10 protein-coding genes are annotated in these 14,211 nt (G+C 57.8%); 6 read left to right on the top strand and 4 right to left on the bottom strand.

Annotation, left to right across the window (positions count from 1 at the left end; genetic code table 11):
- Window positions 1-144 precede the first annotated feature (144 nt).
- Genes THTE_RS11460 through THTE_RS11445 form a run of 4 tightly spaced genes read left to right on the top strand, consistent with a single transcriptional unit; the run spans window position 145 to window position 4,422 of the window.
- A complete protein-coding gene (locus THTE_RS11460; RefSeq protein WP_476718189.1) occupies window positions 145-942 on the top strand; it encodes an IS701 family transposase in 798 nt (265 codons plus the stop codon).
- A gap of 41 nt (window positions 943-983) precedes the next feature.
- Window positions 984-1,556: a sulfatase family protein gene (locus THTE_RS11455; protein WP_095415566.1), complete on the top strand. Its 573-nt coding sequence runs from the start codon at window positions 984-986 to the stop codon at window positions 1,554-1,556.
- 9 nt (window positions 1,557-1,565) lie between these two features.
- Entirely contained in the window at window positions 1,566-3,191 is a 1,626-nt protein-coding gene (locus tag THTE_RS11450; protein ID WP_095415565.1) for a sulfatase-like hydrolase/transferase, read from the top strand.
- Window positions 3,192-3,204: 13 nt separating this feature from the next.
- Entirely contained in the window at window positions 3,205-4,422 is a 1,218-nt protein-coding gene (locus THTE_RS11445; protein ID WP_095415564.1) for a sialidase family protein, read from the top strand.
- Between the two features lie 11 nt (window positions 4,423-4,433).
- Here THTE_RS11445 and THTE_RS11440 read toward each other — a convergent pair whose 3' ends face one another.
- Together THTE_RS11440 and THTE_RS11435 are read right to left on the bottom strand one after the other, a co-directional pair.
- A complete protein-coding gene (locus THTE_RS11440; RefSeq protein ID WP_095415563.1) occupies window positions 4,434-4,844 on the bottom strand; it encodes a GlsB/YeaQ/YmgE family stress response membrane protein in 411 nt (136 codons plus the stop codon).
- A gap of 152 nt (window positions 4,845-4,996) precedes the next feature.
- Complete coding sequence (locus THTE_RS11435) at window positions 4,997-5,239, bottom strand: hypothetical protein (RefSeq protein WP_095415562.1); 243 nt, start codon at window positions 5,237-5,239, stop codon at window positions 4,997-4,999.
- A gap of 396 nt (window positions 5,240-5,635) precedes the next feature.
- Between THTE_RS11435 and THTE_RS11430 the strand changes: the two genes are divergently transcribed.
- Complete coding sequence (locus THTE_RS11430) at window positions 5,636-8,836, top strand: CHAT domain-containing protein (protein ID WP_095415561.1); 3,201 nt, start codon at window positions 5,636-5,638, stop codon at window positions 8,834-8,836.
- Window positions 8,837-9,281: 445 nt separating this feature from the next.
- Window positions 9,282-11,063: a tetratricopeptide repeat protein gene (locus THTE_RS11425; RefSeq protein WP_168175843.1), complete on the top strand. Its 1,782-nt coding sequence runs from the start codon at window positions 9,282-9,284 to the stop codon at window positions 11,061-11,063.
- Between the two features lie 143 nt (window positions 11,064-11,206).
- On the opposite strand, the gene THTE_RS11420 is transcribed toward THTE_RS11425, so the two are convergent.
- Both THTE_RS11420 and THTE_RS11415 read right to left on the bottom strand, forming a co-directional pair.
- Window positions 11,207-12,859: a GTPase domain-containing protein gene (locus THTE_RS11420; protein ID WP_095415559.1), complete on the bottom strand. Its 1,653-nt coding sequence runs from the start codon at window positions 12,857-12,859 to the stop codon at window positions 11,207-11,209.
- A 127-nt stretch (window positions 12,860-12,986) separates the two neighbouring features.
- A complete protein-coding gene (locus tag THTE_RS11415) occupies window positions 12,987-14,171 on the bottom strand; it encodes a DUF697 domain-containing protein (RefSeq protein WP_168175842.1) in 1,185 nt (394 codons plus the stop codon).
- Window positions 14,172-14,211: the final 40 nt, after the last annotated feature.

Below are 14,211 nucleotides of genomic sequence, written 5' to 3'. Positions count from 1 at the left end.
TGAAAACTGGTCTTGGCAAAAAAGGAGAGCCTCCTGCAAATCGCCACAGGAGGCGAGCCAAAACATATCCCCAGCCGTCAGCATGGAGCCTCCCGATGCAACTTGTTACATTAATCATGGTTATTCTGCAAGCCGTCGCTCCAGATCGAGCCAGGATTTAACCGTCGAAGACTCACACTGCTGTGCAGCCGGTTTCCCAACCTGCGATTTCACCTGGTGGGAGATTCCACCTATGGTGGGCAAAGTATCCTGGGCCTGTTGCCACCCAACTGCGACCTGACCAGCCGCACCACACTGGATGCCCGGCTGTACGAGGCCCCACCACCTCACAAGCCTGGTCGCCCCGGCCGTCCTCGTCGTCGGGGTCAGAAGCTGCCTCCGCCCAAAGAAATGCTGTCCAAGGGAGGTCGGCAGATCAAGCTGTCGGTGTATGGTCGGACCCAAACCGCGCGGGTCGCCGAGGCCGAAGCCCGGCTGCACGCAGTCCCCGAACGACCGGTGAAAATCGTTGCCGTGGAGGCTTTGTCCGGAGGACGCGGTCGGGAAGCGTTCTATTCCACGGTTGCCGAGGCAAGGGCGGAAGATGTCCTGAGATGGTATTCCATGCGCTGGAGTGTGGAAGTGACCTTCCATGACAGCAAGCAGTACCTGGGATTTGAAGAGCCCCAAGGATGGAGCGAGCGGGCGGTGGAGCGCACGGCTCCCATGGCCATGTTGCTTTACACGCTGATTGTCCATTGGTACGTTTCGGAAGGTCATCGCGAGGCGAGGTTACGGATCCCGCCTTGGTACACGCGGAAGTCCCGTCCTTCGTTCGCCGACATGCTGAGCGCGCTCAAACGCCTGAGTTTACAACAGCGAATTTCTGCGTCTGGCCTGGGCAGAAGGGGTTCGAAAAAAATGTTCCAACTCCTGGAAAACCTCATCAATCTCGCGGCGTAAAGTGCAAAAGGTGAACTCAGCGATTTTTTGCAAGAGTAGGGATGGACCAGGCGATTCAAAAAATCCTCGAGGCGGTCGATCGATGCGGACTTGCTGAACGCACTTTGGTCATTTTCACCAGCGACAACGGGGCCACAAAGACCGGCAGCAATAAACCATTTCGCGGCGGAAAGGGAACCACGTGGGAGGGCGGGATCCGCGTTCCGGCGATCGTACGCTGGCCGGGACACGTGCCGTCGGACGCCGTGAGTGAACAGGTCTGTCTGACCATGGACTGGACCGCTTCGATCTTACGCGTTGCTGGTATACAACCGGATGGAATATCTCGGCTGGACGGAATCGATGTATTAAAGCTGGTTGAAGAGAATCGTCCGCCAATACCCCGTACCGTGTATTGGCGGGCGCGACGGGGCAACTCCACCTGGTGGGCCGTGCGCCACCGAGACTGGAAGTACCTTCGACACCGGATGGGTGCTAAAGTGGAGGAGTATCTCTTTGATCTTGTGAGGGATCCGGGTGAGAGCCAGGACCTGCTTGCGGCCCGGCCGGATTTTGCAGGTCAGCTGCGTCAACTGCTGGAACGGTGGGAAAAAGACGTGAGACCTCAGCCATAACGGAGCGTTATGAAAATCATTGTGATCGAGGCCGACGGATTGCGCGCAGAGTTTTTGGGGCCGTATGGCAACGACTGGGTGGAAACCCCATCGCTCAATCGCATTGCTGCGGACGGTTTTGTGTTTGATCACTGTCTGATTGGTTCGCCGCATCGCGCTGTGCAAACGGCAGCGCTGTGGACAGGACTCCATCCCACCCAAATTGCGTTGCACCGATCAGCGGTGGGTAATTCGGTGAGCCTGGGAGATCGTGTGTCATCGCAGGAGACTTCCGGCGACGGCACTTTGCAGGAAGACCCAGCACAGCGGTCCATTGTGTCCCTCCTGCGGAAGCAAAATTGGAAGACCGTCCTTATCAGTCCAGAAAGCAGCGTTCTTGCACATCCGCTAGCCCAAACTTTTGAGGAACATCGCTTGGTCGGTAAGTTGCCGGACGACGCGGGTGATGAAGAGCACAGTTCGTTTCGCGTTGTCCAGGGCGAGCCCGCTGTGACTCCGGTGGGTCGGCCGGCAGAGGACTGGGCGGAGACCCGCACGGCTGTGGTTTTTTCTGAAGTCTGCGAAACGCTGTCACAGATTGAAGGGACGGCGCTGGTGTGGTGCCATCTCTCCGACCTGCGAAATCACTGGGATGCGCCGCTGACGATGCGAATGCGGCACCATGAAGAGGGCGATCCCGAGCCGTGGTCGGGGACCAACGTGCCACGACTCCGCTTTCGGGGAGAGGTCGACCCGGACTGGCTGTTGCCGTTTGTTTCGGCCTATGCCGCGCAGGTGGAAGTTCTCGACCTTTGCCTGGCCGGGTTGTGGAGCACACTGGAGGAACTTGCCCATCGCGAGCCGTGGATGCTGGTCATCACCTCAGCCCGGGGAATGCCTCTGGGAGAGCACGGATGGTTGGGGACGTGGCATACTCCGTTGCACGCGGAACTGCTCCACGTTCCCTTCATAGTGGCGTTTTCCGACGGGCTTGGGCAATCGGAACGGAGCCAGGCCCTTGTCTATCCGCACGATCTGGCGGTTACCGTTCTGAATTGGGTGGGTGTGGATACGCCCATCGGGCGGACTGGAAATCCGGTTGGTCCGGAAAAAACATGGGTTGCGATTGGCGGGGAAGATCTCCTTCCGATTATTCGCGGAGAGGTGGATCAGGTGCGAGATCGCCTCTTCGTTTGGGATGGACACCGGACCCTGGCGGTGCGCACACGTGGGTGGTTCGCACAGGTACGACTGGTGGGTCAAGAAGACGCTGAAGAGATCGCGGATTCCTCAGGTGCGCTGGGAAGCGGTGAGGAGGCAGTGCCCGATGAGGCGACACTTCAGGATCTCACCGTGGTAAGTGCCCGGGCAGATCTTGCCAATCTTGTGAAGATGAGAACGCAGGAAGGAGAGGACTCGCTCAGTGACTGGGAAATCGAAGAACTTCGCCGCCGGGTAAGGCTGTTCGTGAAACCCGATGACCGCTGGGAAGTGAATGAGGTGGCCGACCGGTGTCCTCAGATTGCGGGCGAGTTTCTCAAGACGACCGCGGAATTCCTGTACAGTTTTCAATCGCTTGCGGATGTTTCTCGGCAGAGTTCGTATCTCGCGCTGTCGGTGTTGCCGGACGATCTTGTCAAAGGGCCAGAGGCCTGAAGGGAGCTGTCCCATGAGGTTGCATCGCGTCTTGATCCGGGTGGGAATAATTGCCTTCGGTGTTTTGGTGTGGAGCCCGGCTGAAGGTGAACCGACCCACAAGACGGTTCCGGGGGTCGTTGTCGACCATTCGCCGCGGACCACTGGCATTTACATCGGATCGCCGAGTCTCGCGGTTCTTCCGGATGGAACTTATGTGGCTTCCCACGACGAATTTGGGCCGGGTTCCACCGAGCACGAGAGGGCGAAAACCCGGGTTTTCATCTCAAAAGACCGTGGTGAAAGCTGGCAGCACGTGGCTGATGTGGAGGGGCAGTTCTGGTCCACGCTGTTTGTCCATCGCGGGCACCTTTATCTCTTGGGGACGTGGAGTCACTACGGCAATCTCGTTATCCGACGCTCCCAGGATGGGGGGCGAACGTGGACTTCACCGGATGATGAAAAGAGCGGGCTGCTTGCAAAAGGACGCTTTCACTGTGCGCCTGTGCCCGTGGTCGAGCACAGTGGGCGAATCTGGCGGGCGGTGGAAGACACTACAAATCCGCGGCAATGGGGCCGATCGTTTCGCGCCCGGGTTATTTCAGCTCCTACCGACGCAGACCTTCTCGTGGCCGATAACTGGACTCTGAGTAACCCTTTACCTGGTGACTCATCGTGGCTTGATGGGGGGTTCGGCGGTTTTCTGGAAGGAAATATCGTGATTGGTCCAGCGGGGGAGATTCTCAACATTCTGCGGGTGGCCTATCCCGAGGGAGGAAAAGCCGCCGTCCTTCATGTGGCTCGTGACGGGCGAACGCTTCGGTTTGATCCCCATGAGGATTTTGTGGATTTTCCGGGCGGGGCCAAGAAATTCACCATCCGCTTCGATCCGCAGTCCCGGCGGTACTGGTCACTCGTCAACTGGGTGCCTCCCCGGCATCAAGGACTAGACGCAGCGAGGGTCCGCAACACGCTCGCATTAGTTGCCTCGCCGGACCTGCGCCATTGGGAGATCCGCACCGTACTCCTTTACCATTCGGACACTCAGCGGCACGCCTTCCAGTACCCTGACTGGTTGTTTGACGGGGACGACATCATCGCCGCTATTCGCACCGCCTACGACGATGAGGCAGGCGGCGCTCACAATGCTCACGACGCCAACTACCTCACGTTCCACCGTTTTAAATGCTTTCGCGACTTAACGATGCGCGATTCTGTCGTTCCACCCGCGGAGTTGGGCCTTCAGGAGTGATCGACATTCATTCATGCGGTAGGAGGGGGTGGCCAGGGGTATTCGTAGGGTGGCGGTGGTGGAGGGTATTCGGGGGGAGGAGCGAGATGTTCTTCGGTGGGTTGCGGCGGAAGATGGTCGCTCATTATTAGGAGGAGGAAGCGATACAGGACCAGCACCACGGAGGCTCCCCCGAGTGCCGCCACAAAACCCAGGAGACTGATGGGGTTGAACCCCTCCAGACGGCACACCGTTTCCATGAAAAGAGGGCCGACCACGGCCCCGATCACCCCGATCAGCACCGTGCCCAAGGCACCGCTTGGCTCACGGCCGGGAAAGATGACTCGCGCCAGAAGGCCGACCACAGTCCCGAAACCGAGCCAGACCAATACTAGCTCAATCCAGTACTCGGCCAGGAGAGGGAGTCGGAAGGGGAAGTCCATACTGGCATGTGCTCCTACAAAAAATGCCCCAGTGGAGGGCGGGGGCACTTTAAAACAGCACATTGATCCCAGACAGATGGACGCATCGTGCGAGCACCACGGTCTGGCGCCGCGGTCATCGGGGTTTCTGGTTTCAGGTTAGAAACTCGCGCTTACCGGACAGGGGCTTGCTGCATCTGCTGGGCCTTGGCCTGCTGAAGTGCTGCCGCCTCGCGGGCAAGCTTGAATTCCGGACCCGGCGCGAAGTATTGCACGTCATCCTTCATGTAATAGGGGCTGGGAAGGGTCTGTCCTCCGACATCCACCTGGCACCCTGCACCCAGCAGGAGCGTCCCCAGCGACACCGCTCCGAGCAGCAGAAATGCAGTCATTGTGCGTGATTTTCGGCCGTCCATTCGCGACCTCCGTGTTCCTGATAGGGCCGTTTTCGACGCCAGCGTCCTTCTGTCTTCGATTTCCGAGAGGCTCGTCTAACCTTCCCGGTTTTCCTATCTAATTCAGCACTCCCGGTCCCCCGCAGTACAAACGTCAGCATTGAGCCGCCGAGCGGACCGGCAGATTCGTTATATCCGTTATCGTCTGCAAGGCAGGCAGACTTTAGCCGCCTATTAGCGGGAGCTCGGAAAAAGTCGTAAGATCGAATAGGGGTGGCCGTCATCTACCAATGGGGAGCTGAAAGGGGCCGGGTTGAAGGACCGCACGGGCGAAAGGCCGCGGTCCCGGTGGTCAGGACTTCACGAAACGGCTCCCCTTGGTTGGTCCTTTTGCCATGGCATCCACAGGCGAGCTCAATGAACGCATCAAAAATCTTGCGGCTGCGGTTTGGTGAACAGAAGCTGCGTCGCGGCATTCGTGCGGAGCTGAGGCTGCTGGCCTTTGCGCTGGCGCTCTGGCTGGGATGTTTCTTCTGCAAATTGGGGCTGGCTCAATTGAGCTCCGGCGGCCAGGTGCCGCAACCCCTTTATTACAGTGGTCTGGAACTGATGCATGAGGGGGAATTTCGCGATGCACTCCAGATGTTCGACACCTGCTACCGCAGCGCCATGAAATTCGGCACGCGCCGGTTCATGGATTCCGTGTGCTACCTCGCGATGATGGGGGAGTGCTATTACCAGATGGGGCAACTCGATCGGGCATTTGAAAGCTATTCCGCGGCCCTGGAAATTGCCCTGAGCTATCCGACCTGGCTTCAGCAGGTGATTCTGCCACCAACGGGGGCAAGTCCGTTGAGCAGTGCAAATCGGCCGATCCCCTGGGGACAGAGGACCCGGACCAACCCCGTTGGTCAGGTGCCCTCCACGGGCCTGTACACCTATTCGCAGATCATAGTGGATCCCAGCTTGTTGGAGAGAGGAGCCATTGTGCCGCAGGAAGCCCGGGCGATCAATGTGGTGGAGATCATTCGCTGCACAGCGCTGGCGTTGCGGCGACGGATTGAACTGCTTGGTCCTCTGTCGCTCGCTGATCCACTAAGCAAACCGGCATCGAGTGTGTTTTCCGTTCAATACACCCAACCCAACCACTGGTCGCAGTGCTGGGGCGATCTTTTGGCGGGGTTGAGCGCGGTCAGTGAAGGCCGTTTGGATGCGGCGATTCCTCTTCTCACACGATCGACGACTGTTGCCGGCAGGTTTGAGCACCAACTTTCGGGGATCGCTCTGATCGAGCTTGGGAAACTGGCCCTGGCCCGGGGGGATTACGGAGCCGCCATCAATTTCTTCCAGGAGGCCAGCTACGATGCGTTTTACTATGGCGACGGTCTGATGCTGGAAGAAGCCCTGCGTTTGGCGGCAGTGGCCCATCTGGTTGGCCGATCGCAAACAGTTTACCCAGTCTTGCCTGCGGCTCTTGCCTGGGCCAAGACCAAGCGGATTCCCTTCATCCAGGCCAGTTTGGATCTCAGTTTGGCTGAGCAGGCCCTGGCGACGAACAATCTGGCGATGGCGACCACGGCTCTCGATGATGCCCAGAGCATTGTTTCCCGACGACAGATGAGCACGGGTCGCCTGGCGACTCGGCTGGCGTTTCTCCGCGCAGCGTCCTTGCTCCAAAGTGGTGCCACGGCGCAGGGGCAGGCGGCCCTCAACGCGGCGCTCCCTGCGATGCGGAGTACGTCCCTCTGGCTATTTCAGATATCGCGTCTTTCTCAGGTCTATGCGTCGGGGCAAATCGGACTGCGGGGGCCAATCACGCCCCGGACCGCCCACGAGCTGTATCAACTCCTGCTACGGGACCCGACAAACCTCGATTGGGCGATCGATCCGTTGGAATGTCTGGCGGTCATTTCGACTCCTCATCCGACGCTCTATGACCAGTGGTTTGCCATCGCATGGCAGCGAAAGCAATGGGAGGACGCCCTGGAAATAGCTGATCGTGCCCGGCGGCACCGGTTTCAGTCGGCTCTCCCGCTGGGAGGACGGCTGGACGCCTTGCGGCGACTTCTCGAGGCTCCGGAGGTCCTCCTCGATAACCAGGCGCGTCAGGAGCGGCAAAATCTGCTCGCACGGTACCCCCAGTTCGCCGAACTCAGCAAGCAGTCTCGGCAGTTGCGGCAGGAACTTCTGACGACCAGTCTCGTGCCCAAAAACAACGAGGAGCAGGTGGCTCTCCAGAAAAAGTGGGATGCCTGGATGGAGATTATCAGAAAACAGGAAAGTCTTCTTCGTGCGATGGCCGTGGACCGCACTGCCGTGGGCGTTCCCTTTCCACCTGTCATTCCGACCAAGCAAATTCGCCAGCAGCTTCCGCCGGGTGCCGTTCTGTGGACGTTCTTTGCGGCCGGGAATGACGTTTTTGTCTTCTATGTGACGAACGATCAGTATGACACCTGGCAACTCCGTGGGGGACAGGTGGCGGTGCAAAAGCTGCTAAGCCAGTATCTGACGCAGCTTGGCTTTTTGGACGGAAATCGCGAGTTTACGGTCAAAGACGTGGCGGAGACGGGCTGGCAATCGGCGGGGGCCAATCTACTCAATTTCCTGGTGGCGGGTTCGAAAGCCGATCTGGCTGCGGATTTTGATCAACTGATCATCGTACCAGATGGCTTTCTATGGTACCTGCCCTTTGAAACGCTCTGTGTTAAGGCGGATAATGGGTACCTTCCCCTCGTTGCCAAGCATAAGGTCTATTATGCGATTTCGTCGTCTTCAGCGGTAATAAGTGGTCCGATCACCCTCCCTCCGCAGCCGCGAACGCTCGTCTTTCAGGGACGCCTCAACCCGCAGGAAGAACCAGCAGCCGGACAGCAGCGCGTGGCAGCGATTCTTGAGTCGCTCCCGGGGGCGCTGGTTCTCGGGGCTTCGCCCAGCGCTCCCCCCGGTCGCCTGGTCGCATCCTTGTTTGATCAACTGGTTGTCCTGGAGGATTTGGGCGACTGTGCCCGGCCGTTTAATATCACGCCGCTTCCTTTGGCGAAAGGGAATACCGAACTGGGCGACTGGCTTGAACTGCCCTACGGACGTCCCCTGATGGTGGCCCTCCCGGGCCTTCACATGGCTACGGAATCCGCCTTGCGGAAAAACGACATTTCGCTGGGTGGTCAGGAAGTTTTCCTTGCCGCCGCGAGCCTGCAGGCGGTGGGTTCGCAAACGCTGCTTCTCGGACGATGGCGGACAGGTGGACAGAGCCTCAACACGCTGCTGAAAGAATTCTTCCAGGAATGGCCAGGGAAGTCGGCCAGCGAGAGTCTCCAGAGAGCAATGCTCCTGGTGATGACGGAGCCGCTTGACCCCAGACGGGAGCCCCGGGTTCAGGTCAGGCCTAATGATCTTCCGACAAAGACGGCCCATCCGTTATTTTGGGCCAATTTGCTTCTCGTTGATGGTGGCCAAGGTAGAAGCACAGCCGTCGAACCAGCAGCCCCCGGTGGCAATAACCCGCCTGCCCCGGCTCAGGAAAACCAGGCTCGGGAAAACCAACCGGCCGCAGCGCCCGAGGCCCAACCCCATCAGGAACAGGCCAATCCGCCTGATAACGCCAATAAAGACCAGTGAATGGGCGTGATCAGCACACTGGATCAACGGCGCCAGCACCACGCCCGGTTCTCGGTGTGAGAAGTCAGCACACTCTTACTGTGTCGGTACTGTGTCGGTGCGGATTTGCCACAGATTGTCTGTCGCGAAGATCCCCTCACCGGGCGATAACTTGGCCATTCTGGACATGAGAACAGTTCTGGGAGCCATCGACAGCCGCTGGGTGCCGGTTCGCAACTTACAAGAGGATCGCTCAACGGCCACCAAGCCCAAAGCCGCTCCTGGCGGCCTTTCGGTTCCCTCCTCTGGCGGTGAACGGACATCGCCACACTGGGATAGCCATCGTTGGCGTTTTCTCACCATAATGATAAATGAAAAACTTGGTTCACCTGCAGGCCCAGATTTTGCTACAATTTCGCAATTGCCTCTCTGTCCGAAAGTGTCATTCGCCGCCAGGAGTCTGAAGATGAAACCCTCACGTGTTTCCAAATCGCTGCGTCTTACCCGAGTTGTTGCGTTCCTTGTGACCGTCCTTTTAGTGTGGGGCTTTGTCGGTTTCGCTAATGGGGTTGCGGCTTTGGAAAAGTCCGTTGCGGAAACTGAAGCCAAGAAAGCGGAGGAAACAACCGGTCGGGAAGACCTCGATCGCGCGGTGGAACTGAAGCTTTCCGCGCGAACGCTCAATGATCTCGGCGAGGTTATCCGACTGTGTGAGCAGGCCCTTTCCAAAAAGCTGGATAAGGAAGATGAGGAGTTTGCGAAACAGCTTCTGGCGGCCACGCGAATCCAACGCGGAATGATGATTGCCCAGGTTATCCTCGGTGGGATTCCCATCGATCGTAACTGGCCAGCTTTTCGGGCGCTGGCCCTGGAAGATCTCGAGAAAGGCCTGGCAGTTGATCCAACGCAGGCTGAAGCCTGGTTCACCGTTGCCAAGCTCCATGCTCTTCCCGGGGGAGATGAGAGGAAGGCCATCGAGGCATGCGGGCGCGCCATTGAACTGGGTGCCAACAATCCACGCCTGCTTGGCGACGCGTACATGCTTCGGGGGCAGCTCACCCAGGGCAAGGAGGAATCCATCGCGGACCTGACCAAGGCCATCGAGCTTTTGCCGGATGATCCGGAGCCACTGCGTCTGCGGGCGCAAAGCTATCTGAAGGCAAACAAACCGGAAGAGGCCCTGGCGGATCTCAATAAGGCACTGGAAAAGGAGCCGGATTCAATTGCCACGCTGGAGTCCAAGATCGACACCCTGATTGAGCTGAAACGTTATGATGAAGCTCTTCAGGTGTGCGATCAGATTGAAAAGCTCAGCCCTAACACGGCGGAAGCCCTCTTTAACCGAGCACGGATCCTCGCCGTTCAAAAGGAATACGAAAAAGCACTCGAGCTTTTAAACCAGGCGGCTAAGCTTGATCCAAAAAATCCTGCCGTTCTCATGATCCGGGCCGCTGTGTACCAAGAACTGAAAAAAACGGACGAAGCCCTGAAAGACATCAATGAAGCCATCAAGCTGCGTCCGGGAAATCCAGCTCTTCTGCGCCTTCGGGCGGCGATTCTGGCCGGTAGCGGCAAGTTTAGCGAGGCCATTGCGGATCTTGAGCAGGTGCGCAAGGCGCAGAGCGGCGAAGACGAAGTGACCCTCGCTCTCCAGCTAGGGTTGCTGTACTCCGCCCAGAAATTTTATGGAAAAGCGATCGAACAGTTCACCAAGGTGCTGGAAGCCGATCCCAAGAACGTGGCGGCACTCCGTGGACGCGCCGATGCCCTGCTCAGTATGGGACGCCATGCGGAAGCGATTAAAGACTACGAAAAGGCGCTGGAAGTTGACCCTAACGATAGTGGTGTCCTGAACAACCTGGCCTGGGTGCTGGCCACTTCGCCGGATGATAAACTGCGGGACGGCAAGCGTGCTCTTGAGCTGGCGAAGAAAGCCTGCGAACTCACACAGTACAAGGAGGCCCATATCCTCAGCACGCTGGCTGCCGCCTATGCCGAACTGGGAGACTTGAAAACCGCTATCGAATGGTCCCAGAAAGCGGTGGAACTCGGCGAGGGCGAGGAAAAAGAGGCTCTCATGAAGGAATTGGAAACCTATAAGTCCGGCAAACCGATGCGGGAACTCCTTCAGGAGCCTCCCGAGCCGGTCAGCCCGCCCGCCGAACAGGACAAAAAAGAGGAGAAGCCTGAGTCCGACAAGGACCAGAAACAAGAAGGGCAAAAACCTTCGGAGCAAAGTTCAAATTAGTTTTCACTTGCGTCCCGTGTTGATCCAAAACGACCGCCGCCAGTTGCAAGACTTGCGGCGGTTATCTTTTTGACCATATTAACGGCCGACGTCGCACCGATTTTTGCACCAGGCAGCGACCGGCACAGAGCGCCCCGGGCTTTTCACCGCTGGAAGAATTTCCAGCCTTGCTTGCCGAGTTTTCCAATCAGGTGTGCCGTCAGCCATTGCACGCCGACCCGTGAGACATGCGGGAGAATGTGTTTGGCCTGTTCCCCAAGCAATCGCCATTTTTCGGGTTTGCGGTGCTGGCGCAGAAGCCGATTTCGCTGGACGCCTAAGGCCTCCTGCCAGCGTTCGCGAATGGCTGTGAGGACCCCCTCCTTCACGTTGTACAGGCGGTCTGGATGCGTGCAGACGGGAATGGCAGGCTCGCTGGAAGTCAGCTCAAGGTCGCGCCGGACGCACTCCACGAAGTCGCGAATCGACCGCTCTTTAGGCGACAGGTTGTCGCCGACATTCTGTTCCTGCCAATCGTACGGCGGATTCCATTCGTGACGGGGACGGAGTTCGTCGATGAATGAGCACACCGCAATAAGCGGCGGTTGACAGAGGAACGGCCGTTCACGAAAGAATTGCCGAAATCGCCGGACAAAGATACGGTCCGGCCTGCGGGCAGCAATGCAGGCCGAACAAACGATCACCACCATATCCGCTCGCTCTACCTCTTCCCACAGGGAGCGAGATTTCTCGATCTCCTGCTCCGACTGGTAACCGGGGGTATCGACGAGAATGAGGCCTCCGGGCAATTGACTCTTGTTCTTCTCCCTGGAGTTGGCATCCTCGGGGATGAGACGGTAATGGCAAATTTGGTTGGTGGCCGGGAGAACATCCACATGTGCCCGCCAGGCACCACAAAGGGCATTGACCAGGCTTGATTTTCCCGCCTTGAGCTGACCCACGATAACGATCCGAATCAGTTCGGCAGGAACGGATTCGTCCCCTGTCGAACCCTGCGCCGCTTTCCACTCTTCCTGGAGGTAGCCTGCCCTTTGCTTCTGGAAGAGTTCTTCATCCAAAATGACCCGGCCTGAGTAAAGCTCAATAAGATAAAATCCAACCCGTCGGATAATAAAGGCCAGCGCTTCGGACTTCATCTGATCCACTGTTTGCTGAACGGTCTGGCTTGTGACGTAGCGTTGAAACTCCCGCCACAGCGCATTGATCGGCGACGCAGCCGCGGTGACAATGCGGTAAATAATGTACAGGGATTGCCACCACTCCCAATACGTGCGGAGTGTTTTCCAGTCGTTGATTGTAAGAATATGAGAGCCAGGAATATTGGTTTGGATGGTCTCGCGGAGTTCACGGGTCACTTTTTCGATTATTTTGAGAACGTCGGTCACCGGCACCTGGAGGTAAGCTTCCTCCCTGTCGGGGTAAAAGTGGCGTGCCACGGTATGCATGAGTTGAAGGAGAAGATCCTGAATATCGTCAACTTTATTGACCAATAGTTGGCCGGCCTCGGCCTGTGCGGCCAGGTCTTCCACCTTCTGCCAGGCCTCTCGTTCTCGAGAGGGCCAATCCTCGGGGCACGCCGGGAGGGGTGTTTTCAACGCATCCTGGGGCGCCTTTCTGCGATAGTGACTGACAGCGACAAAAAAGGCTGCGGTGATTGCCGCTGTGATGATGCCATAAATGAACACCCAGCCGTTGCGCCAGAGCGTGTAGGCCCCAACAACCATCAAGCCAACGTATGGAATAGCCACAATCATCAGGGTGATCGCCCACAAAATCGCCTGCCGTTTACTGAACATGGAAGTCCCCTTATTTAATACGTATTAAACGCCTGAAATAATACTCGCCGATTTTTTGGCAAAGATACTCCGATCAGTGGGGATTCAATGCGCATGTGTTGCACCGGACAGATTCTCATTTTGTCTTTCAGGTACTTTTCACCGATTGAAAAAGGCCTGTCGCATGTTCGCGGGCGAACTTCAATTCATTTTGATAAATGTGTTTAATGTCGTCGACCGTCGGCACTGCCCCCTTCTTGATTTCCGCAAAATACCATGCCAGGGTTTGTCCCAGTGCATAGGTTGAGACGCCATTGAAGGCCGCTGCGGCCGGCATACCGACCCAGGGCAAGAACTTGAGCAACTCGCGAGTCACGTACCGCACACCCCAACGAGTAACGAATCCCCACCCCAGGGTTGCCACCATATCCCAGAAACGTTCCCAGGTGAGAGGCTGATTGTAAATGGCTGCAAGCCGCTGGGCCATGAGAAATTGAATACCCAAAATCAAAGGCAGGTCAATCGCCGGAATGGGGACCGCTCCCGCACCCGCAGCAAGAAGGGCGTAATGGAGGATCACTTCCTGTGCCTTTTGCGAATGGAGGGCTCCCGCGTGACGACGCAGCTCTTGGGTGGCCGCGATCATCGCCCGGATACTCACCGGAAAGGCATCCTCGATGGCCTGCCAGAGTTGCTCCAAGCCATAAAACTGCGGGGTGTATCCATCTTCGGGCAGCGTAAAATCAATGGCTACAAAGCGGACCTTGTCCCTCGGGAACCACGAACGTTGCTCAGTGAGGGCACGGGCAAGGTCTTGCGGCACTTCCGGCGGGAAGGGCTCACGATCAAATGGATACGGGAGAATGTGACGCCGCTCCTGCGGGGGATAGAGCCTGTGAAGGCATGTCTGCACCACGATCACCGGCCAATCGGGATGCCGCCGCATCACCTCACGAATCACGTTGCAAACAGCCTCTCGCCCGGAATCGTCCGCCCGCATGACGGCCATCACGAGGTGTGCGTCTTGCTCGTGCCATTGCAGATCCTCCGTGGGATCGTAATCGGCGTCGCCAAGACCGCGCGTGTCCAGGAACTCCAGAAGAGGCGACTCATGGCTCGGGAACGGATAACGCCAAGATGATTTCGTGCAGGGCTCAAATCCTTTTCCGATTTCCGCACGAGGGTCGCCCGTGAGGGCATGGACGATCGACGTCTTCCCCGCCTGGGCCTTTCCAACAAGCCAGATGACCGGCCGGGGCAGACGGGCTTTCAGCTCCTCTAACTTCCGGTCAAACTCGGGATCGTTGAGCTCGGAGGACTTCGGCAAAATCATACTCATCTCCGCGCACAATGATTTTTGCCCATCTTAACTC

Source organism: Thermogutta terrifontis, from assembly GCF_002277955.1.
Classification (GTDB): Bacteria; Planctomycetota; Planctomycetia; order Pirellulales; family Thermoguttaceae; genus Thermogutta; species Thermogutta terrifontis.
Note: the sequence above shows the minus strand (reverse complement) of the source record. Positions and strands in the feature narration are given on the sequence as shown.

What these genes read in the sequence shown, in the direction of transcription:
- THTE_RS11445 (WP_095415564.1), top strand. Translation starts at nt 3,205, where the DNA reads ATGAGGTTGCATCGCGTCTTGATCCGGGTGGGAATAATTGCCTTCGGT.
- THTE_RS11440 (WP_095415563.1), bottom strand. Translation starts at nt 4,844, where the DNA reads ATGGACTTCCCCTTCCGACTCCCTCTCCTGGCCGAGTACTGGATTGAG.
- THTE_RS11420 (WP_095415559.1), bottom strand. Translation starts at nt 12,859, where the DNA reads ATGTTCAGTAAACGGCAGGCGATTTTGTGGGCGATCACCCTGATGATT.
- THTE_RS11450 (WP_095415565.1), top strand. Translation starts at nt 1,566, where the DNA reads ATGAAAATCATTGTGATCGAGGCCGACGGATTGCGCGCAGAGTTTTTG.
- THTE_RS11435 (WP_095415562.1), bottom strand. Translation starts at nt 5,239, where the DNA reads ATGGACGGCCGAAAATCACGCACAATGACTGCATTTCTGCTGCTCGGA.
- THTE_RS11455 (WP_095415566.1), top strand. Translation starts at nt 984, where the DNA reads ATGGACCAGGCGATTCAAAAAATCCTCGAGGCGGTCGATCGATGCGGA.
- THTE_RS11430 (WP_095415561.1), top strand. Translation starts at nt 5,636, where the DNA reads ATGAACGCATCAAAAATCTTGCGGCTGCGGTTTGGTGAACAGAAGCTG.
- THTE_RS11415 (WP_168175842.1), bottom strand. Translation starts at nt 14,171, where the DNA reads ATGATTTTGCCGAAGTCCTCCGAGCTCAACGATCCCGAGTTTGACCGG.
- THTE_RS11425 (WP_168175843.1), top strand. Translation starts at nt 9,282, where the DNA reads ATGAAACCCTCACGTGTTTCCAAATCGCTGCGTCTTACCCGAGTTGTT.